Annotated in this window: 21 protein-coding genes; 4 read left to right on the top strand and 17 right to left on the bottom strand. The window is 38.3% G+C overall.

The window, feature by feature from the left end:
* Positions 1 to 35 precede the first annotated feature (35 nt).
* Positions 36 to 761: a DUF6090 family protein gene (locus tag BV902_RS14985; protein WP_075992632.1), complete on the top strand. Its 726-nt coding sequence runs from the start codon at positions 36 to 38 to the stop codon at positions 759 to 761.
* Positions 762 to 871: 110 nt separating this feature from the next.
* Here BV902_RS14985 and BV902_RS14990 read toward each other — a convergent pair whose 3' ends face one another.
* The 13 genes from BV902_RS14990 to eat all read right to left on the bottom strand — a co-directional run bounded on the left by BV902_RS14990 (position 872) and on the right by eat (position 15,360).
* Positions 872 to 1,336, bottom strand: a complete 465-nt coding sequence (locus BV902_RS14990; protein WP_075992633.1) for a GNAT family N-acetyltransferase — start codon at positions 1,334 to 1,336, stop codon at positions 872 to 874.
* 232 nt (positions 1,337 to 1,568) lie between these two features.
* A complete protein-coding gene (locus tag BV902_RS14995; RefSeq protein ID WP_157626090.1) occupies positions 1,569 to 2,510 on the bottom strand; it encodes a hypothetical protein in 942 nt (313 codons plus the stop codon).
* An 80-nt stretch (positions 2,511 to 2,590) separates the two neighbouring features.
* Entirely contained in the window at positions 2,591 to 3,820 is a 1,230-nt protein-coding gene (locus BV902_RS15000) for a S41 family peptidase (protein WP_083663821.1), read from the bottom strand.
* 142 nt (positions 3,821 to 3,962) lie between these two features.
* Positions 3,963 to 4,607, bottom strand: a complete 645-nt coding sequence (locus BV902_RS15005; protein WP_237241656.1) for a hypothetical protein — start codon at positions 4,605 to 4,607, stop codon at positions 3,963 to 3,965.
* Positions 4,608 to 4,779: 172 nt separating this feature from the next.
* On the bottom strand, positions 4,780 to 5,496 hold the full coding sequence (locus BV902_RS15010; RefSeq protein ID WP_157626092.1) for a hypothetical protein: 717 nt from the start codon (positions 5,494 to 5,496) through the stop codon (positions 4,780 to 4,782).
* A gap of 413 nt (positions 5,497 to 5,909) precedes the next feature.
* Positions 5,910 to 7,637: an amidohydrolase gene (locus tag BV902_RS15015; RefSeq protein WP_083663632.1), complete on the bottom strand. Its 1,728-nt coding sequence runs from the start codon at positions 7,635 to 7,637 to the stop codon at positions 5,910 to 5,912.
* Positions 7,638 to 7,873: 236 nt separating this feature from the next.
* Positions 7,874 to 8,575: an HAD family hydrolase gene (locus BV902_RS15020; RefSeq protein WP_075992636.1), complete on the bottom strand. Its 702-nt coding sequence runs from the start codon at positions 8,573 to 8,575 to the stop codon at positions 7,874 to 7,876.
* Between the two features lie 26 nt (positions 8,576 to 8,601).
* Positions 8,602 to 9,090, bottom strand: a complete 489-nt coding sequence (locus BV902_RS15025; RefSeq protein WP_075992637.1) for an NUDIX hydrolase — start codon at positions 9,088 to 9,090, stop codon at positions 8,602 to 8,604.
* Between the two features lie 316 nt (positions 9,091 to 9,406).
* Positions 9,407 to 10,786, bottom strand: coding sequence for an aldehyde dehydrogenase family protein (locus tag BV902_RS15030; RefSeq protein WP_157626094.1), 1,380 nt, complete (start codon positions 10,784 to 10,786; stop codon positions 9,407 to 9,409).
* Complete coding sequence (locus BV902_RS15035; RefSeq protein WP_216640358.1) at positions 10,764 to 11,540, bottom strand: gamma-glutamyl-gamma-aminobutyrate hydrolase family protein; 777 nt, start codon at positions 11,538 to 11,540, stop codon at positions 10,764 to 10,766. Before BV902_RS15035 ends, BV902_RS15030 begins: the two co-directional genes overlap by 23 nt.
* A complete protein-coding gene (locus BV902_RS15040; protein WP_075992639.1) occupies positions 11,515 to 12,672 on the bottom strand; it encodes an iron-containing alcohol dehydrogenase in 1,158 nt (385 codons plus the stop codon). The genes BV902_RS15035 and BV902_RS15040 overlap by 26 nt, the downstream gene beginning before the upstream one ends.
* Before the next feature lie 7 nt (positions 12,673 to 12,679).
* Positions 12,680 to 14,041 carry a glutamine synthetase family protein gene (locus BV902_RS15045; protein ID WP_157626096.1) on the bottom strand — a complete coding sequence of 454 codons (1,362 nt, stop codon included), beginning with the start codon at positions 14,039 to 14,041 and terminating at the stop codon, positions 12,680 to 12,682.
* A complete protein-coding gene (gene eat / locus BV902_RS15050; protein WP_075992640.1) occupies positions 14,038 to 15,360 on the bottom strand; it encodes an ethanolamine permease in 1,323 nt (440 codons plus the stop codon). Before eat ends, BV902_RS15045 begins: the two co-directional genes overlap by 4 nt.
* A 192-nt stretch (positions 15,361 to 15,552) precedes the next feature.
* On the opposite strand from eat, the gene BV902_RS15055 reads away from it, so the two are divergent.
* Positions 15,553 to 16,017: an Lrp/AsnC family transcriptional regulator gene (locus tag BV902_RS15055; RefSeq protein ID WP_075992641.1), complete on the top strand. Its 465-nt coding sequence runs from the start codon at positions 15,553 to 15,555 to the stop codon at positions 16,015 to 16,017.
* Positions 16,018 to 16,186: 169 nt separating this feature from the next.
* Here BV902_RS15055 and BV902_RS15060 read toward each other — a convergent pair whose 3' ends face one another.
* Positions 16,187 to 16,594, bottom strand: coding sequence for a pentapeptide repeat-containing protein (locus BV902_RS15060; protein WP_075992642.1), 408 nt, complete (start codon positions 16,592 to 16,594; stop codon positions 16,187 to 16,189).
* Between the two features lie 295 nt (positions 16,595 to 16,889).
* Between BV902_RS15060 and BV902_RS15065 the strand changes: the two genes are divergently transcribed.
* Entirely contained in the window at positions 16,890 to 18,467 is a 1,578-nt protein-coding gene (locus tag BV902_RS15065) for a Na+/H+ antiporter (RefSeq protein WP_075992643.1), read from the top strand.
* Positions 18,468 to 18,539: 72 nt separating this feature from the next.
* Here the strand turns inward: BV902_RS15065 and BV902_RS15070 are convergent, their stop codons facing one another.
* The 3 genes from BV902_RS15070 to BV902_RS15080 all read right to left on the bottom strand — a co-directional run bounded on the left by BV902_RS15070 (position 18,540) and on the right by BV902_RS15080 (position 21,371).
* The gene (locus BV902_RS15070) at positions 18,540 to 18,815 is read right to left on the bottom strand and encodes a hypothetical protein (protein ID WP_075992644.1); all 276 of its coding nucleotides are present in this window, start codon (positions 18,813 to 18,815) and stop codon (positions 18,540 to 18,542) included.
* 39 nt (positions 18,816 to 18,854) lie between these two features.
* Positions 18,855 to 20,651, bottom strand: coding sequence for a serine hydrolase (locus BV902_RS15075; protein ID WP_172840690.1), 1,797 nt, complete (start codon positions 20,649 to 20,651; stop codon positions 18,855 to 18,857).
* A 372-nt stretch (positions 20,652 to 21,023) separates the two neighbouring features.
* On the bottom strand, positions 21,024 to 21,371 hold the full coding sequence (locus tag BV902_RS15080; RefSeq protein ID WP_157626098.1) for a hypothetical protein: 348 nt from the start codon (positions 21,369 to 21,371) through the stop codon (positions 21,024 to 21,026).
* Between the two features lie 216 nt (positions 21,372 to 21,587).
* Between BV902_RS15080 and BV902_RS15085 the strand changes: the two genes are divergently transcribed.
* A complete protein-coding gene (locus BV902_RS15085; protein ID WP_075992647.1) occupies positions 21,588 to 22,247 on the top strand; it encodes a FadR/GntR family transcriptional regulator in 660 nt (219 codons plus the stop codon).
* Positions 22,248 to 22,323 lie beyond the last annotated feature (76 nt).

Consider the following 22,323-nt stretch of genomic DNA (forward strand, 5'->3'; position numbering starts at 1 on the left):
ACAAAATCACCTTTATATTAACTTAAAGCTGTAAAATGCAAGACGAGATCATTAAGCACACGAAGAAAATTTATAAAACCGCAAAAGAGCCAAAGCATAGCCTCTCTGAAAAACTGAAAGAAATATCCATTGAGATCTTCATTATCGTTTTTGCAGTATCACTTTCTATATGGCTTCACGGCTGGAGCGAGCATCGGCATGAACAACGAGAAGTAAAAGAATTTTTGGAAGATCTAAAAGTCGACCTCCAAAAAGATGTCCACGATTTGGAAAAGCAAAATTCCTACTTGACAAATACAGCTGAAGGTTGTAAATTTTACGGAGAACTAAACCAACAAAAAATTGATAGCTTGGTGAAAGTCAACCCGAATGACCGTATTAAGATGAACCTTAATCCGATCTTTAAGATCAGAAATACCGGAAATTATGAAGGATTCCGATCTAGTGGGAAAATTGGTCTCATCAAGGATCGAAAATTAAAAACAGGAATTTTGGAATATTATCAAACCGTAGTGCCATCAAAAGACGATTGGCAAACCTACTACAACGCATTGGTTTTTAAGCTCGCCGATGAACTAGTATCCATTCCTAATGCAAATATAAATCCCGATATGATGTATAAAGCAGTTAATGCATCGCCAAAAGTAAAAGGAATCCTTATCAATGCAGCATCTCAAGCAAATATGATTATTCAGCTGAATAATCAGGTCATCAAATCTGCCAAAGAAATCATTGCCGAAATTGAGCATAATAATGAATAAATCGGTTTCGAATGAGTTCATAACGCCAAAAAAAGACAGCTTTTAAAAATTTAAAAGCTGTCTTTTTTTTAATTTGTTATAGAAATTATCCCAATGAATTTTCATTATTATCAATCATCGATTTCCATACGCATTTCCAGAAGATTTGGTCTAAATCCTGCCTTTGCATAGGCTTTTTTTGCACTCGTATTTTCTTCATAAACCTGAAGTCTTACTTCTGAAATATTTCTTTCTTTTGCCCAGTTGATCAATCGATGTAAAATCATTTTGTTGATACCCTGCCCTCGATATTCGGGTTTAACAAACATAAATCCGAGGTAAGCATACTTTTCATATTTTTGATAAGGTTTTGCATCCAATAATCTCGCATATCCTGATCCGACAACTTGATTGTCAACAATTGCAACAAGAACTTCAGCCTCCCTGGACCTGATCAGTTCTAGGAGATCATAATAATGAATTTCGCCTAACTTCAATGTATTATCAAAAGGTCGTTCAGCTTCAACAATTCCTTGTTCAAACTCGATTAATACATTGATTTCGCTTTCTTTTGCTTGTCTGATGATTATTTCCATAATTAAGAATCTACGTCTATTATTTTGCCTTTTGTTGGCTATATCCACTGTTTGCAAATTACAAAACGAATAGCAACTATAGTATTATTTTCATATTTTAAGTTCTTGTAGAAAGGAACTTAAGAACCTTTTTGCCTTTTCAAATACAAGTTACATGTTTTATCACTTATAACAGACGGCCTATTTATCAAGAACATACTCTCGTTTTTCCAATACCCCATTTTTGTATAGTTCAGTATAAACCAACGGGCCTTTTTTTTCTTGTGTTGATTATTGGTTCACCCGTTTCTTCATTATATTCTTGCAATAATTTATAACAGTTCCATTTGCCATCAGGAAGACCTCCTTTATACCTTGCTTCCAAGTACGTATACGAATCTGTAAATGATGGATATTCTTGTAAATCCACATACCGATTTGCTTTAAATTCTATCCATTTTCCTTCTTTGTGGTGATTTTTTATTGAGCCCTGTTCTTCATCAGTTTTATATAAACCATTCTGATCATAGTATCTGACAAATGTTCCGTTGTGTAAAAGCTGAAATTGATAAACAGGTTTCTGTCTAAAGGGATTTTCATTAAATTCATAATCCCGCAATGAGATTATAAAGTTTTTATCTATATAAAATAATGTATAGTCCGTGAATCCCATTTCTCCCTCATGATGAAGATATATTCTTTTTATATCAACTGGCTTCCCATTCTTTACTGAAATTAAATATATTTTTTCTATGAATGGCTCGCTATAAAGGACTGCATTATATACAGCTAAAAAATGCAGCGAATACCCTCTATAACTGAGAAAATTAGAGGCAATTTTAATATGACTATATTCTTTACCTATAGCTTGCTCAAATGGAAAAGAAACGTCATATGCTTCTGGTAGCACCATGAGATCGTTTTTGAGTAATTGCTCAAATTTGAGCGCATAAAGATTTTCTAAGCCACGATGATCTTGTATAGCAGACAATATGGAGTCGATAGGTAGTTGTTTTGAAATATTTGAATATCCAAATGGAAGTGCTATGCAGTTTTTTTTATCCGCGTTAAAAAAGGTAGATCCTTTAACAAATACAGGTATATTCAAGCTCTTATTTTCCGTTTGTGCTTTGCAGTAGTTGGAAAGAAGCATAAACAAAAGAAGGATAAAAGTATCGTTAACTTTATTAAGCATAAACTTTTTATTTGTTCACATTGATCATAACATTGCTCCACAAGTTTTAGGGCAAACTGAGTCGGAATCCCCTAATTAATCTAAAAAGCCACCTCCCTAGCTTTTTCTAATGTTTCTTCGATATTTTTACATAAAATCTTGGGAATAAAATCCTCTCTTGGTATTCCGTTGATATGATACAATCTTTCAGTCGGAAATTGAAATCCAATTTTTGTTTCTGTGAGACGGAAATTTGAAATTGCGCCTAATAGTCCCGCCATAGGTGTGCCAATAACTGTAGCGCTATCTAGCGCGTCAAAACCAATAGCTATCCCTTCTCCCATACTTCCTGTCCAGTGTCCCACGAGGATATACACATTACCCTTGTAGGTTTTCTTACGTGGACTTACATACTCTACCCAATGTCGTTTTGTGTCATAATCCTTCTCATCAAATTCGTGAATCTGATAAGGTAGAACTTTATTGACAAACCGGCCCATAATGGCCCTCGCAACAGTTGAATTTCCACCGCTAGGAGTTTCTGTCAAATCCAAAATAAGGTTTTTATTAGAAATCAAACTGTCAAGAGCTTTATCAAATTCACCGATCAAGTTGTCATTTCCCAGTGAATTATTGATTTTGACATACCCCGTGTTTTCATTTATAACTTTATAATACAACAATTCATTCCTATTGGCATAGCTCACTGGTTCAAATGTCTTGCGTTCTCCGTTTTCAACTACGGTAATCACTCGTTTTTTATCGTGAGTTCCTGCAAAAAGCATATCTAAAGCATACTGATACATCTTTGGACTGTGATAATCTGTAAATCGAGGTAAGAAACTTTTTAACTGTTCATCTATTGATACTCCGTTGAAAAGAGTTACTTGCATACCAATTTTTAACCCAGCTAAATCTGCACCAAAACCTTTTCTTAAGTCTTTTATTAAATATTTGTTCTGATCTTTTTCTACACGTATGTCGGACCACGATGGAATTAACCTGTTCGACGTATTAAGATTTATGCTTAATGATGAATGCCCATTGTACAGCTCATTCAACGTATTTTCAAGTAACTGAATAAACTCGTTGTCGTTTCTAACTTTTTCTGCTTGTGCTGAATAAATCTCTTTGACTTTATTCCAGTCGATATTTTGACTTTCTAAATAGGCGTAATGTTTATTGATGTCAGACCAAAACTCGTAAAAATCCTTTTGATATTTGGTTTGAGCGAAAATATTATTCTCTGTTAAAAATAAGAATGCTATAGTAAAAATAGCTTTAGTCAATAGGCTTAATTTCATCGTTGTGTTCTTGAATTGGTATTTCATTGGTTCAATAGGTAGCAAAAATAATAAAACCATCGTTAAAATAATACGGACTCTTTTGAAGTTACATTACTTTCTCATAATTCCTTCGCATAGATAGTTATAACTTGGAAAATCGTAGTTTTGTGATTCAGCAACTAAACTACTAACATCCCATAGGAGTTTTGATAATGATAAATTTGGTGAATTCTTTACCGTTGTCTTTACGACGACATGTGATCCGTAAAAAATACCGGCTTACGCTGACTGCTGATGGATATTCAGTTGGCGATTTTACTTTAGCCAAAAGTTTAAACCATTCTTCACCACAGTGCTCTTTTACTTTTTGTCTCAACTCGTCCATAGACACGCTAGGAAAGGATCGATAGTCCTGATCGGTATATTCTTCACTAAAAAATAGTCCATTCCTAACTTGTTTTAAAGACTTCCAGTCTGAGTTAAAATGTTTCCAATCAGTAAGATCACAATGGGGCCCTTCGTTCATAATAGTTACGCTGGTTTCATAGCGTTGTTCCACCATCAAATCACTAATCTGATCACTTAAAATAGAAATATAACTTCCCTCGATACTTTCTCCGACTTCTGCATCGATCTCTACCGTATCCCTTTGTAGCTGATCCATCTTTTCTGGATCAAAAATGGCCATTCCTTGAATTGAAACGACAAATTCATTGAACTTTATTGTTGTTGTAGCCTTCACGTTATTCGCAGTATGTGAGGTAGGTGCAGTATCTATCTGCTGCTGGGAGATTGCTACTTTTCCGTCAATAAGATGTTCTAATTGCTTCACATCCCTTTTTTGTTGGAGGATGCTAGGGTTGTTACAAGAGCAAATTGCGGCAGTTAAAATGATGATATTATGTCGTATTTTCATAAAGTTTTTAAGAGGTAAGTAGATACTACTTTACCTTATTAAATAAATCGATTCGTTATTACTCAAGTGATCAGCAAGTCACTATACCTTACTTGTTGTTTTCTTGTCTTAATCGGGCAGTGTAGTATGCAAACTGCTTGCTGTTTTCATTGTCAATTTTCTTAAGCGTAAAGGCTTTTATGATAATTGTCGTGTTATCGACCCATCTGATATTTTCCACTGCCCAATTGTCCGTTTCAAAACTGTTGTATTCGGAAAATTTGATTCGGAAAGGAGCTTTTCCACTATGGACGGCAATAACCCCAATAAAGCAACTATTCGAAGTATATACCTGATTGTAATAGTAAGCAAGAAAATATCCGTTTGGAGAAGGAATTGGTATTTCAACTGCTGCGTCGCCAATTGAAGCAATTGTATGTTGACTACCATTGGTGCTATCGATTAAAACCAGATCGCTAAAACCTAATGATTCGGAAACATGATTGCTTACGAGAATATGCATTTTTAGTTGGGGAAGATAGCCTTTATACTCCCAGCCCCGAAATCCATCACCCTGATTTGCTGAAAAACTATATTTCTTGAACTTTAACTCGCCTTTGCCAGTTTGAATCAAAAGGTTTTTTCCTTCAATAGTAGGAGTTTTATTGACAATATTATTGGAGCTAATTGCTTTACGATAGTCTTCTATTGTAGCCGTATTGAATACTAATTTAGGAAGGCTATTATACCGATCTCCATAACCTACTGTTAAATTTGGTATAGATTGACCGTAAACAAGGTTTATCGAAAAAAAAAATATCAACATCAATTTCATATTTATTTCTTGATTTTAGTAAGAGAAGGATCCTATCTGAGATGAACTTCCTCGCATCGTACGATAAAATAGATCAATTCATTTAAAAATGAATTTTTGAACTGATTATCTTATAAAGATAGGCCACAAGCCACAAGAGTTAAAGACCATTTTATATTTGCATGCGGCGATTTATTATTCGCTATATTTTTTTTTAAAAGAAGAAGATTTGATGCTGCTGTATCGTTATGCAACTCTCCTGTTTTATTTCAACATTTGATCCTTTTGAAAACGAGGAATTCTACTTAGCGTCATCCTCCCAATAGAATGGCAAAAACATACAATAATAGCGGGTTGTTCCCAAACAATTGCGAATTAAAATGTGGTTTAAAATGATGTCTTTATTTATTGGATTTGCAGATTGATCAATTTCGCTTAAAGACTGTCTTCCCTTCTTTGATGGTTTCAACTACTTTGACATCCCGTAATTTTTTTGGGTCAATTGTTAACGGATTCTGATCCAAAATAACTAAATCAGCTAGTTTTCCTTTTTTAAGAGAGCCTTTATCTTTTTCTTCCTGATACTGATAGGCAGCATTGATCGTAATTGCTTTGAGCGCGTCCCTTACATCAATTCGTTCATCTGGCCCCAATAACATACCCGAACGTGTCGTCCGGTTGACCGCAGCATACACCCCAGTCATTAGATCGGGAGGTGTTACAGGACTATCATGATGGATGGTAAACAATATTCCTGCTTTTTTTGCTGATTGAGCTGGACTAATAAACGCCGCACGTTTGGGGCCAAAAACACTTTGATAGTGCCAATCCCCCCATAAATAAACATGGGACGAAAAATATGAAGGAATAACACCGATCTCTTTTATCTTGGCGATGTGATCAGGTCGGCTGTTCTGCACATGTATCAAGGTTGCCCTAAGCTCAGGCTTATAAATTCCTTCGGTTTTCAATTTGCCGATCACACGAAGTGCTTGATCAATAGCCGCATCGCCGTTAACATGTAATTGCGCCGTAATATGATTTGAAAACACTGTTTTTAAATCATTGTAGAGGGTCTCATCTGAAAAAATTGGAAAACCTTTGTAGTCGGCCGATTGGCCTTCTGGGGGAATGAGGTATGGTTCTGTCAACCAGGCTGTCTTCCCTTGAGGGGAACCATCGTCCGAGAATTTAAATCCACCAAATTTCAAGTGCTTTTCGTATTTCATGTAATTGGGTTTAAAGGATTTCCATTCGGCTTTGTTTGCTTCAAAATCCGGAAAATAAACCACGTCAGCCTTTAAAAGATTTTTCGAAGCGGCTTCCTTTAACAGGCCAACACTCACTCCCATCGAACGTCCATCACAGATCGTTGTCTGACCATAGCTAAGCCATTCGTCCTGCGCTTTGACAAAATCTTTTAGGGATTGGGATAGTTTATCTTCTGCCTGTTTGGGCTTGGGAATCATATCCGTTAACTTCACCAACGCGGCGAAAGAAGCATTTTCTTCCAATTTACCGTTTAGTCGATTATCAGGGCTTCGGCCATAATGCCCTCCCTCGGGGTCTTTCACATTTTCGGCAATACCTAATAACTTCAACATCGCACTATTGACAACGCTTGCATGACCAGAAGCATGAATGACAATAATGGGATTTGTCGTACTGACTGCATCCAATTCCTGACGAGTCGGATGACGATGCTCAAGCATGATGGCGTCATCATAACCATTTCCTAATACAGGAACAGCCGCCCCCAGTTTTGTTTGCTTAATAACTGTTAATAGAGCCTTTTGAAGATCGGGTATTGAATTAACGGTACCGTATGGACTTGGAGATAAATCTACTGCCTGTTCCATCCCTGCTCTTGAAGTGATATGGCCATGGGCGTCAATAAAGCCGGGCAATAAAGTTTTTCCTTTTAAATCGATCTGTTTGGTGTTTTCTCCTATATAGGGATCTGCTTCTTTCCGGTTACCAACGAAAAGAATCTTCCCGTCTTTTAATACTAAAGCATCTACTTGAGGAAAATCATCTTCCATCGTTACAATATTTCCACCAAAATAGAAGGTATCCCCTTTTTGCTGGTTGCTCTTACAGCTTAAAATAAAAAGAGGTAAAAAGAAAAATAGATATTTCGTAATTATTGCCATGTGAAAGGTTAACTGTACTAATGAATAACAAAAGAAATCAGTTAATTGTTTCGCAGCTCTTTGCAGGGGAATAGTCAGTTAATGCTTTGTGTTCGGCGATAAACAGATCGTCGACCTAACCGCGAGGATCATTTTGACGAATGCACTGAACCGACTGCAGATCGGTATGGAGGATAACGATTAAAAATAGTGGTATTGAAATGACTAAAAATGCGCATCTAGATACGCATTTTAGATTAAAGCAGAATCGGTAGTAGTTGATTCAGACTTTCTACCTGAAGAAAATTGCTTGGTTTAATCTCATCACTAGCTTGCTCATGTGTCCAGGTCACATGGTAAGGGACATGTATTGCCTGCCCTCCCAATTCCAATACTGGCAGCACATCGGAGTTGATTGAATTTCCGATCATGATAAAATTTTCGGCGGGGCATTCAATTTTGTTCAATAATTTTATGTAATCCTCATTTTTCTTGTTGCTCATAATCTCCACATGATGGAAATGCTTTTGGAGCCTCGATTTTTTTAGCTTTCTTTCTTGATCCAAAAGGTCACCTTTTGTGGCTACAATTAATTTATAATGTGGACTAAGCCTTACCAGCGTATCTTCGACACCTTCCAATAATTCAATCGGCATCTTTAATAAATCCTGTCCAATCGCTATGATTTTGTCTATTGTCTTCAGCGATAGCTGTCCAGCCGAAATACGGCTGGCAGTCTCTATCATACAAAGAATAAAGCCTTTCACACCATACCCATAGAGGGACAGGTTGTTCATTTCTGTTTCAAATAACTCTTTTGATACTGCATGTTGTGGAAGATAATTTTCCAATAGTGCGCAAAAATCATGTTCTGCTTTTTGAAAATATGGCTCGTTTATCCATAATGTATCATCTGCATCGAATGCAATGACTTTAATGGCAGTTTTATTGATAATCATTCTAATTTTAATTCAATTTAAGTAGTTTACTTGATCTTGGTACCATCATATTGTTCCCTTAGCCCCGTCAAGTTTAGGTCTGAATCATATACGGCATTAAAAGCAAACAGTTTTCCCTTAGCCACATAATCATAAATATAAAGATCGGTTAAAGGGGTCGGAATAGATTCCAGTTCGTCTGCAGAGATCCATTCGAGGTCACCCTCATTACAATAGGGTGCCTCTATATATTCGATATCCGATACATATACATAGCTGATCCAATTGTAATTGACCGGTGATGTTTCGGTTAACAAGCCACAAAATTGTTTTGAAGTGATATGGATTCCTGTTTCTTCCATGACCTCACGAACCACTGCATCGTCCGGGTTTTCAAATGGGTCTAATTTCCCACCAACGGGAACATACATATCTTTATTGGGTTCTTTAAGGCGCTTTAGCAATAGAAACTTATCTTTATTTCTTAATATACATAGTGTGGCTACGCGCTTCAAACCTGTCACTTCATTGCTCATCTCTTTTCTGTTTGTAACAAAAATAGAAAATGTTGCGAGAGTCTTCAAGCATTTTTAGCGAATTCATTCAGCTTATATCTCCTAAGTGACGACTTGCGTATCTATCTGATCGACATAAATCGCTTTGGTGACAGCTTTACCACGAGGCGAGCTAATAATTCCTACGCACTCATCTTTCATTTTGAATAGCTCTTTAAGAGGATAATATGGTTTCAATATTTTCATGGATCTAGGCTTATAACTTCGTATAAATGGGAAAGCCCATTATCCGATGAACTATCGGCATAATGGGCTATATCTGTAAAATAGATATGAATCATAGGGATCTTAAATGATAGGCTTTAGGCTGAACAAATGCCCGAATACCTTGAGCCGACAAAGTTGAACCTAAACCAGAATTTCTCCGCCCGGACCAAGGTACATTAGGGCTTACTCTGTCGCAGCAGTTCCAATATACTGTTCCTGTATCCATTTTGCCAAGGATATTCATTGCTCTGTCCTGATCGGAAGAAAACACTGCTGCAGTAAGGCCATACCTCGTATCTTGCATCAGCATTATTGCCTCCTCGTCTGAAAATACCTTTTGTATACCTATCAGCGGGCCAAAAGTTTCTTCACGCATAAGTGCCATATTGTGATTACAATGTTCGAATACAGTTGGGGCATAATAATATCCCTCACCTTCTAATGCGTGTCCGCCCAACCGCAGTATTGCTCCCTTTTCAAGGGCATCTTTCACCTGCTCTTCAAGAACGTCCAGTTGAGCAGCTCTGGTTAAAGGGCCAATAAATGTATCTTCAGCACATGGATCGCCCACCCGATAGGACGCTACCTCCTCAATAAATGCCTCGACAAACTGATCGTATATCTGTTCTGAAACATAGATGCGTTCAACAGCACAACAGCTCTGCCCATTGTTGTAGAAAGCGCCCTCAGCTGCCGACACTGCCGCCTGTTTTATATCTTTGACATCTTCAGTGACATATAGCGGATCCTTTCCGCCCAACTCAAGCTGGACTGGAACTAATTTATGTGCTACGGTCGTGGCAATATGCACTCCTGTCTTATAGGATCCAGTAAAAAAATAGCCGTCCAATGGCAATGATAAGATATGCTCGCCAATCCGCCCATCTCCTACAACACAATGAAATACATTATCAGGTACGCCTGCCTGATAAAGATATTTTGCAAACTGCAAGCCTGTCAACGTAGCAAATTCAGAAGGTTTATAGAGAACAGCATTGCCCGCAACCAAGGCATAGAGAAAAACATTGAAGCCGACATTATAAGGAAAATTCCATGCAGAAATATTGGCAATTACACCAAGTGGTTCATATCGAATATGTTCTAGCGTTGTGCCATCACGCACAATAACTTCTTCTGAAAGCCATCTTTCAGCATTTTTTCGGAGATGTTCAATGCGGTTCTGTGCTCCGTTAATTTCATTAAGCGATTGTATTATGGGTTTGCCCGTTTCTTTGGTAAGGATCTCTGCAAGCTCCTGTTTATTTGCCAAGATCAGCTGCCCAAATTGTATGATGCACTCTAAACGATCCTTTAAAGGAACTTTTGCCCATGTGTGCTGTCCTTGCTTTAGTAAGGATAGTGTATTTTCCAACTCAACTGTTGTGGTGGAAGGCAACGTTGCCGCTACAGCGCCAGTTGCAGGATTTCTAATTTCTATGTTGTTTTGCATGTTCAATAAAAACATTAAAAATCAAATTTTCATCTAAAAGTATTCCCTTCTGTGTTTGGGAAAATTCGGGATGCCATTGAACACCCATAACTTTCCCGGTCGCTTCTTTGGTATAACCAAATGCCTCGATAAATCCATCTTCTGAACGCGCATACACTTCGAGATCACGGCCAAGATCTTTAACAGCCTGATGATGTACCGTGTTGACCAATGGATTGGCAACATGGCCATATAGTCTGTCGAAAAGTGTTCCTGCCTCTATATGGACCGGATGATTGATTGTATCATATAAACTTGCTGAGCGATGAACAGCCGAATGAGGAAGCTGACTAACGATATCCTGATACATTGTACCTCCAAAATACACGTTCATCAACTGAAATCCCCGACAGATGCCTAAGACCGGCTTATGATTTCTGATGGCATAATCCAATATTTTTAGCTCGTATTGATCCCGATAAGGGTCCCCTTTCCAGGGGCCGATAGGTTCCTCGCCATAATGTTGAGGAGCTATATCGCTTCCACCTTGAAGAACTATACCATCCATCTGGTGTAAGATGTCCGCTAACAATGATTCTTCAAGATCCGGCAATAATATAGGAAGAACACCTTTTTTACTTATCCATCGAGCCATATCATTTTCCATATAACTCAGTGATTTGTGGCCAAAGACTGTCCTCTCGGGGTCTGGATAAAAAAAACAGGCACTAATACCGATTTTTAACATATCATTTTCCTTCGTATGCGGTTTCATAAATTGCAAGAAAATCTGCTTTACTAACAGGCTTGGGGTTCGATGGGTGACAGAAATCTGCAAGCGCAAGTTCTGATAAAGGTTGCAAATGTTCCTTTTTTACGCCAATTGCGGGTAACTGTGTAGGCAGTCCCAAACGCACATTGAGGTCAAACAGATAGTCAACAACCTTGTCTCCAGCATTGTTGCCAAGCCCCAAAGCCATGGCCATCTTATCGAAACGATCTTCAAAACCCGCATAATTAAACTGCATGCCGTAAGGAAGATTTACCGCGTTGGCCAGTCCATGATGAGTATCGAGGAGCGAAGAAAGCGGATGCGCTAAACTATGAACGACTCCTAATCCCTTCTGAAATGCAACAGCTCCCATCAATGATGCCAAAAGCATTTTAGAGCGCGATTGCAAGTCAGATTCTTTTGTAGCGCACTCAATCGAAGTAGCCACCATGGCCATTCCTTCAAGCGCAATACCATCACACATCGGATGGTACCCTTTGGCCAAATATGCTTCCATATTGTGGGTAAGTGCGTCCATTCCCGTTGCCGCCGTAATAAACGGTGGCAGGTCCATTGTAAGCAAAGGATCGGCAAATACAATTTTTGCCATCAATCTCGGACTAAACAGAATTCGTTTTTTCTTGGTTTCATCTTCTGAAATAATAGCACTACGGCCCACCTCACTCCCGGTCCCAGCGGTCGTAGGTACAGTAATCAATGGTGGTATCTCGTTGGTCACATAGATATCGCCTCCGATCAGATCGTCGTAATCAAATAAATCACGATGATGATTTGCGCGCAAGGCAATTGCCCGTGCTACGTCGAGTGCTGCTCCACCACCAACGCCAATAATTGAATCTCTATTTTGCCCTCTAAAGACATCTCCTCCCAAAAGGACATCAGATTTTACTGGATTTTTGTGCAAATCATGAAAGACAATAACGTCGATCCCTTTGTTCGTCAGCTTTTGTTGAACTTCCTTAAAAAATGGCAGTTCGGCAATAGTCGGATCCGTTACCAATAAAGGGCGACTAAGTCCATTGGCCAATAAATAGCCTGGGAGCTCGTCGATCACTCCAGCACCAAAACGGATCGGTGTAGGAAAATTAAAACCATAAATTTTTGCTGTATCCATCGTTCAGTTATATAATTTCAAAATATCTTTTTGTTTCCCAATCTGTTACTTGCTCTGAAAATTGTCGCCATTCCCATAACCTTGATTTACAAAAATGATCGACAAACTTTTGGCCAAACAACTCGGATGCTATTTGCGATTGCGCCATTCGAGTGGTCGCATCGTAGAGATTTCTTGGTAATACGCCATGTTGCAGATCTTCATAACCATTTCCGATAGTATGTCGATTGTCCAATGGCAATTTATGTTTGATGCCGTACAACCCGCTAGCCAAACATGCTACTATGGCCAAGTAAGGGTTCACATCTGAACCGACAACACGGTGTTCAATGCGCGTGGCTTTAGGGCCACCTTCAATGACCCGGAGTGCTGTGGTACGATTATCTATGCCCCAGGTCAGGGTTGTAGGTGCCCATGCTCCTTCAGTCAGCCTTTTATAACTGTTAACAGTAGGCGCCAATAACGGTAGAATATCAGGTAAACAATACAATTGCCCAGCAAGAAAATGCTTCATCAACTGGCTCATTCCGAGTTCATCTTCTTTATCATAAAAGAGGTTACTCTGTTTGTTGAGATCCCAAAGACTTTGATGCACATGGCCGCTGCAACCTGGTAAATCCTTTGTCTGTTTAGCCATAAAACTCGCGGTAATATTATGTTTTTTCCCAATTTCTTTAACGGCAGATTTAAAGAGCGTAGCCCTATCAGCAGCTTCAAGGGCATCACTACATTGGATAGCTGCTTCCAGTACACCTGGCCCGGTCTCCGTATGTAGACCCTCAAGAGGTACGTCGAATCTTTCGAGCATGGCTAAAAGATCCTGAAAAAAACCATAATTGTCGGACATCCGTAAGATAGAATAGCCAAACATACCAGATGTGATTGGTGTCATATCTGTGAAACTATTTTGGGAAGAGGCATCATTGGCTTTCACGAAATTAAACCATTCAAATTCCTGTGAAAAAATTGGTTTAAATCCAGCAGTCTCCGATTGTGAAATTATGGTTTTAAGGAGAGCTCTTGGACACACATTTTGGTCCTGAGAAAGCGGAGATTCAAAATCAGCTAGAAAAAAGGGAATATCCTCCTGCCAGGGAATCTGTCGAAATGTATTTCCATCAATACGTGCCGGGAAATCGCCGTATCCCGTATGCCAGCCTGTAATTTCCACATTGTCATAAACCTGATCGTTAACATCCCATCCAAACACCACCGAACAAAATCCAAATTCATTGTCCAGTGCAGAGATAAACTTATCGCGATGCATGAATTTTCCACGTAAGACCCCGTCTATATCTGCAACGGCAACTTTAACGTGAGTACTTGTGCATGCTTTTAGTTTGGAAATAATTTCATTTTTAGTTATCATAATTCGATGGTTTTATCCTTGTCAAGGAAGATTAGGAAATAAAGGTATGATAAGATGACAAGCCCAAAGAATAATAGAGCTGTCAATGGGTTATAATATATCATTGCAATGAGACAAACGACAGCGATAATCAACGCAATCGCTGGAAACAACGGATACAACGGAACTTTGAATGGGCGTTCCAGATCAGGTTCCTTTTTTCGCAAGGCAAAAAATGACCACATGGATATAATGTAAAGACAGATTGCCCCAAAACATGCGATGGTAATAATACCTGCGGTCTTCCCGGTCAGTAATGCTATGATGCCAATAGCCATATTGATTAAGAGTGCATTGGCCGGAGTCTTAAATCGTTGATGTACTTTTCCAAGAATCGACGGTGCATAACCCACTCTCCCAAACTCGAAGGTAGCTCTGCCACCAGCGAGAATGATACCATGAAATGAGGCTATAAGACCCAATAGGCCAACACCTATAAGTAATTTATAAAGAATATGGCGATTATCAATGACGTGTGCAATAGCAAGTGGCAACGGCGAATCTGACGGTTCAGTACTTCCGACAGGATACACAACAGCCTCCCAACCGCCGACACCCACCGCCGATAAAAATGTAATGATACAAAGCACAACTAAAGTCACTATGGCCGATCCAAAACCGATTAACACATTTTTCTGTGGATTGATAGTTTCCTCAGCGACATTGGCCACACCTTCAATAGCGAGAAAAAACCAGATAGCAAACGGAATAGCAGCAAAAATGCCAGAGAACCCATTGGGCAATGCGTTGTGCTCAAGGTTAGAGAATTCGAAAGCTGGAAATGTAACCCCTGCAAATATCAGTAATTCAATAACCGCAAGAACAGTTACAACCAATTCAAATGATGCAGCGAGCTTAACCCCCAGTATATTCATTGAAGTGAAAATCACATAGGCCCCAATCGCAAAAATAAGATAGTCAACCGAAGGATGCAGTAAATGTAGATAAGCACCTATAGCAGCGGCAATGGCAGGCGGTGCAAAAACAAACTCGATATTTTGTGCAATACCGGCGACAAATCCCAAATGCTTGCCCAGTCCTCGATTGGCATATTCAAAGGCTCCGCCAGCCCTAGGAATCGCACAAGCCAGCTCTGTATAGCTGAATGTAAATGTAAGATACATGATAATAACGAATACTGTAGCAATGGCCAATCCCAATGTGCCGCCTTCCGCCAAACCGAGATTCCATCCAAAATACATTCCCGAGATAACATAGCCTACACCTAATCCCCATAACATAACAGGACCAAGGACTTTTTTTAATTGAGGCTCACTCATAATTTTATTTAGGTTGGTAAATTGATAGTAATTAACTAATCTAAATTTACTACATATAGTTTAAATGATAGTGTTATATATCTGTGATTATAGCTATTTTAGTAAAATAATATGGTTAGATATCATTTACTAGTGTATACGATCTAACTATAGTCTTAGATATACTTTTTTTAGATTTAATTTACTACGATCATGAAATTGGATGAGAAAGACCTCATGCTTCTGGACCTGTTGCAACAGGATGCGAATATAAGTAACAAGGAAATATCTGACCGTGTTAATTTATCGATGACTCCCGTATACGAACGTATTAAGAAATTAATAGCAACCTCTGTTCTTAAACAGAAAGTCTTTCTGCTGGACAGAAGAAAACTTGATCTTAATCTAATGGTACTCGTATCCATCAGTATGGAAAAACATTCCAATGAAAGTGCCTTGTTATTTATGGAAGAGATACAAAAATTTCCAGAAGTAGTCGAGTGTTTTCACGTAACGGGCGCATTTGACTATCAAATAAAGGTCATGGTTAGGGATGTCGATCACTATCACGAATTCAATTTTAATAAACTGGCAACAATCAAGGGAATCAGACATATGGAAAGTTATTTTGTGATGAAAGAAATCGTGAATACAACTCGTCTCCCAATCTTTCTTTGATAATTTAGTCTAGCGTATTTTGGATTTCAAATGATTCAGCTTTCCGATTCTGCACTGATGACTCTCCTAATTTAGCCTCCCAAAATTGATGGATTTCATTGGTATAGCAACTGCACTTAGGCAATGGTTCATACCTGCAGAACCATGCCCTTTGTATGTAAAGTGTTGTTTATAGGAGGACAATATTCTCAAGCGATACGCCTACTCCCTTCAGAGCAGCATAGGTTAATTTGTCCATTGATGCTCCGTCAAAATCAATAGTTTTAAGACTCTTATAATATTTATTCGTAAGCGCAAAGGTTGGCCGAAAGAAAACATTTCTAAGAATCACCCCGCTAAATGAACTGTTTGCTAGGTCTGCATTATCGAATTTTACATCCATAAAAACTTGCCCATCGAAGCTTATGCCTCTCATATCACAAGACTGAAAGCTAACACCATTAAATTCACAGTCTTCAAAAATAGTTCTTCTGAGATCCGACGCTGTAAATTTTACATCAGCCACCTTTATACCAATACCTCCAGTTGTAATTATGCTACTATCGTTGTATTCTAACAACTTCGCGTTGTTACCCATAAAATATAGCCCTATGCAGCTGTTTAAACAGGATTTTAAGTGAAAACTCCTAAAAGACGAACCTTTGTTTATAGTGACACCATCCAATATTTTAAATCTTGGGGTAAAGTCAAAGACAAATTTTGCCTAATTTAGGAAGATTTACCATAGGAATATAAGTTAAAACATGTTGCCTTCAATTGTCCAGTTGGTAGATGACTTTCTTGTAGCAATTCGTAGGCAACCATGAATACCGCCAAGCTAGTTTAAATATTTCTAGAAATTTGATCTATATTTATGTACCTAAAATTTACATATGTTGGAGAATTTTGAGTTTTACCTTTTTTTAGTTCTACTAATCACTATGTTGATCATGTTGGCGAAGAAAATTCAGGTTGCATACCCTGTTTTACTCGTATTAGCGGGACTTGTAATAAGTTTTATCCCGGGAGTTCCTCCTATAAAGGTAGAACCCGAATTGATATTCATTATTTTTTTACCGCCACTCCTCTACGAGGCCGCTTGGTCAACTTCCTGGAAAGAACTCTGGCGATGGCGTCGGATTATCTTCAGCTTTGCCTTTGTTGTCGTCTTTTTTACAGCATTATCCGTTGCCGTTTTTGCCAACTATTTTATTCCAGGATTCTCCTTAGCTCTTGGCTTTCTATTGGGTGGAATAGTTTCCCCTCCCGATGCGGTTAGTGCTGGTGCAATTTTAAAATTCGTGAAGGTACCCAAAAGGCTGGCGTCCATACTGGAAGGTGAAAGTTTGTTGAATGATGCTTCCTCATTAATAATTTTTCGCTTTGCAATGATTGCTGCTGCTACTGGCCAATATGTTTGGTACCAAGCCGCCGGAAGCTTTATTTGGATGTGTATTGGTGGAGTGGGAATCGGACTTACAATTGCCTATGTTTTTTTGAAAATGCACAAACTTTTACCAACCGATTCCAATACAGATATATTGCTAACTTTTATTGCACCGTTCTCGATGTATTTGGTAGCGGAACAGCTCCACGCTTCTGGGGTTCTTGCGGTTGTCAGTGGCGGCTTATTTCTCTCTTATCGTAGTCACGATTTTTTGAGCAGTGCATCCCGGATCCGGACAGTAACCGTATGGGAAAGCTTCTGCTTTCTGTTGAATGGCATCGTCTTTATGCTTATCGGATTAGATTTACCGGAAATTGTTTTTGGATTGGGTGATACCAATATCTCTACTGCTATTGGATATGGCGTAGCAGTTACAATAGTCCTTATTCTTGTACGAGTTTTTGCAGGGTATGCTGCAGTAATTACCACCTTGATTATGAGAAATTTTATAACGGTCGCAGATGCTCAATCCCCGGGTTGGCAAACGCCAATGATTATCGGCTGGACGGGAATGCGTGGTGTCGTTTCTTTGGCAGCAGCACTATCCATCCCATTAACTTTAGCTGATGGATCTCCTTTCCCTCAACGAAACCTTATTCTTTTCATCACATTTGTTGTGATTCTGTTGACCCTACTCGTTCAAGGCTTGACGCTCCCTTTTATATTAAGAAAAATCAAATTAGTAGATAGAGACTTTATTAGAAGTGAAAAGGAGATCGATTATGAAATTCAGAACAGATTGGCCCAAGTCGCCGTTGACAAGATTCGTAATGATTACGCGGACAAAGTTGAAAGTTTTCCTACCTTGAAGGATCAACTACAGAAGTATGAAAATCAACTGCGGAGCTCCGAGATCATCATTAATTACGCCGAATACCGTAAAATCTATATCGATATCCTCGAAACCCAGCGCATTTGGCTTATCAATAAAAATCGTGAGGAACTTTTATTGGACGAAGAGATCATTCGAAAACACCTTCGTTTACTAGATCTTCAGGAAGAAAGATTGAATATGAGAAGTTAGTTTATCCCTAGATCAGCCTAATACTGTACATTAATGATCGACAATACCGTTTGAATTGTCGATCATTAATAGCTAATTTACTTCATCTTCATCCAAATAAATGTCGTGGACAACAAAACGAATATTTTTGCTAAACACCAACATATCCTCCACATCTTCAGAATCTATAGCATAAAGTGTTTCTACCCCACCTTCATCCAGAAGTTCGGAATCTGGTATAAGTTCAAAAAAAGTGATTCCTTCAACAATGGATAATTCTTCAACTTTAATATATGATACATCCTGGCTTTTCCAAAGTGAGAGAATTTCCTTGGAAAACAATCGATAATTATTAGCTTGATTTGACATGGTCGCAAATTAGCAAAAAAAAAACTCATTATATTTCTGTTATAACGTTTCTAAAATCTTACTGACTTTTTCATTTTTAGGATTAATTTCAAAAACTTTTCGATAATTCTCCTTAGCGCTATCTATTTGTCCTGACTTCAGGTAGGCTTCCGCTAAACTATCATACACATTTTCACTTTTAGGATATAGCATCGTATTCACCTTAAATATATCAACAGCTTGATTTATTTTATGCTGATTGAGCAGTTCATAACCTACGCCATTCAGGAAACCTTCTGAAAGCAAATCATTGGAACTATCCTGTTCTTTTGCTTTTTGATAAGCTTTTAATCCATCCTCGAAATTTCCTTCTAAAATAAGCTCCAGCGGAGTCCGGTCATTTGCATTGACTTTCGGATTTCTGGAATAAATCTTTTTATCGCGCAAAATCTGTACAAGCTCATATTGACCGCTTTCGGTATCCTTTGAAAATATGACGTTTACGTTTCGATCTCGCATAGCAAATGTATTTGCCGACACTTTAACCAATTCTACAGGCTTGTCTAAATTTTGGGCTGACATTAGCTTGCCATTTTGATTATAGACCCTTATAACACCATATTTTCCAGATCTATAACGTCCACTATTGTCATGCAGTTCTTGAGGACTTAGTGGCAAAATTTTATTTATTGGAGCTAGATAATTGGGCCATTGATAAGTTAATGCGACCGCTCGGACAAGTTCGTTGATAAATTCAGGTTTGTTTGTGTTCGTAAGAATAACTACTCCATCACCGCTTGTTTTATTTCCAATAAAATAGGAGCTAAAGCCTTCGTTCCATCCACCATGGCAAAAATAAGATGAGCCGTTATAATCTTCTAGGAATACACCTAATCCTATAATAGGTTCAATATAGGGACTTGTGAATTCTTCTGCCATCTTCTTAGAGATAACAAGACTACTTTTGCCATTTAAAGTCCGTTGAATATCGATTACGAATCTAGCGTAATCTTCTGCTGTTGACCATAGGCCCGCAGCCGCCTGTTCTGGGTAGACATGATATCTTCCTTCTACCTTTTTGCCATCCATCGTATAAGCCGTCGCCGCAAATTGTCTTTTCGATTCAGGAAGAGGCTGGGCAAAAGTGCTATTTTTCATACCCAAAGGTGAGAGTACCTTTTCTTCCATAATACTGCCATAATCTTTTCCTTCAATGTCAACGAGCATCTGTTGAAGTACCGTATACCCACCGCCTGAATATCGAAAATCTGAGCCGGGAAGTTTATCAACATAAACCATAGGTGTATTAGCTGGCTTTACACCACTCAGTACTTCAACCGCTGTAGGAATTGGGTCTGTTATCCGATACCCCGGGAATCCACTTACAGTAAGTCCCGCAGTATGGCTAACGATATTTTTGAGTGTAACATTTTCCCTTTTGGTCCAGTCATTTTTAGGTATTTTCCAAGATTTTAGGTACAAATTCACATCGACATTCGATTCCAACTTGCCAAGCTCAACTTCCTTCAGTGCGGCATATGCACTTACAGGCTTGCTCATGGAGGCCACCTGAAATAAGGTATTTGACCTGACAGGCGTTTTCGAATCGAGATCGGCAAAGCCATAAGTTTTGCTCCATAATACTTCAGAGTTTTTTATCACAGCGATGCTTACCCCTGGAACCTGATAGAATTCCATACGCGATATAATATTCCATGTCGGTTCACCCTCAAAACGAACAGGGGGTATTAGACTGGATTCTACATGAGAAATCTCATTTATTTTTTGGTGGGCCGTTTGAGCAAATGCGGTTGACACTAGTATCGCAAAAATTCCAGTAATTGGTAAAGCTTTCATTTTATTTATGATCATTTAAATGGTAATACAAAGCTTCTATCCTATCAATCTTTAGCTTTGTAATTCTTCATTGAAATCTAATGCCAATTTTATTGCCAAAAACATAAGCCACTATAAGACAGTTTGATATCATACTGTTTTAATATAAATTGATCGTATTCGGACATTTAATGTCCGAATACGATCAATTTAATTAGGTAAGTGGTACCTCGATTTTCTAATATCATCACCTGTCTGCCTTATCGCATGTTCGCATGCAGCAGCCATCTTCATTGTCGTAGTAGGATCGTAAATAAAAGTTTCCTTTGGATTGTATTGCGGAAAATATGAGCGGGGATACTAGCCCCGCTACATCATTTGATTAATTGATACTTAATGATTAGGATTACCATAGTAGTTTTGGTAATTCTGAATGGTAGCGCTAAACCATGCTCCACAGCTACTATAATACATATCATTGGCTCCATAGCTGGTGTATGTTAGAACTTGAGTTTCGATCAACTGACCACTTGTATTATAGATACTCATCGTCAATCTACATAGCGTACGAGACTTTCCGAGTTTGATCTCTTTGGCTTCGCTCACAATATTCAAATTAGTTTTTCCAGTTTGTGATTCGTAAATCGTTGATTTTTCAACAACGCTGTTGTCGACCGATTTTGGACCTGTTTTTGCAAAAGTAGCAGATGACATTAAAGCCAAGGCTACGACGCTCATCATTAATTTTTTCATGTTTTTAAGTTTTAGATAAATACATTGGAGGACCAGCCTCTCTGTTAATTAATCCAAAACTGCTAATAAATTTAATTCAGTAAACCCTGTAATAAATATCTGTTGTAGTGGTAACAATATTCGGTTAGTTTGATCAAATTTTTGAAAATAAATAAGAATTCAAAAAATTCTACTACCTTTGCAATCATCAGATGATATGATTATATGAAGACTGAAGCTATCGTACGAAGATCCTTGGCGGAGGAAGTTGCCGCGGCAATAGAAGAAAAAATCAAATTGGGTGAATTTCCTGTAGAATCTAAACTTCCTACGGAACCAGAATTGATGAAGCAATTTGCTGTGGGCAGATCCAGCATTCGTGAAGCTGTCAAATATTTAAGTCAATCAGGCTATCTAAATGTGCAACAAGGGCTTGGTACTTTTGTCAAAAGTAGTACGGGGCATCATGCCCTTGATTCAAAAATTGAGAAAGCCAATTTTAACGATATTTTTGAAGTTAGACACGTATTAGAGTTGCGAATTATTGAAAAAGCAGCCTTAAATCGTACTTCGAAAGGTCTCAAAGATATGGCGCAAGCACTTAAAAATAGAGCTAGATACGCCGAAATGGGAAATTTGACCGCATGCGTTAATGCTGATATTGCCTTTCACAGTGCAATTGCTGAATCATGTGGAAATAGTATTTTGACCGCTTTATATACAACCTTATCTGAGCATGTCAATAAGTTCTTCATGACGATTTATAAGGATACAGTCCCCTTCTTAACTTCTCAACAGCAACACGAGGAACTGATGTTGGCAATTAAAGATAAAGAAGTGAAAAAAGCTGTTGATATTGCTAACCGAATTATCCAACAACTGTAATTTTCCTGTAGCATATACAAACTATCATTCTAAATATATTCAATTTTTATAAACTAAAACATCAGATGACCTGATG

Origin of the sequence: Sphingobacterium sp. B29 (assembly GCF_001952815.1) — a bacterium.
Lineage (GTDB): Bacteria > Bacteroidota > Bacteroidia > Sphingobacteriales > Sphingobacteriaceae > Sphingobacterium > Sphingobacterium siyangense.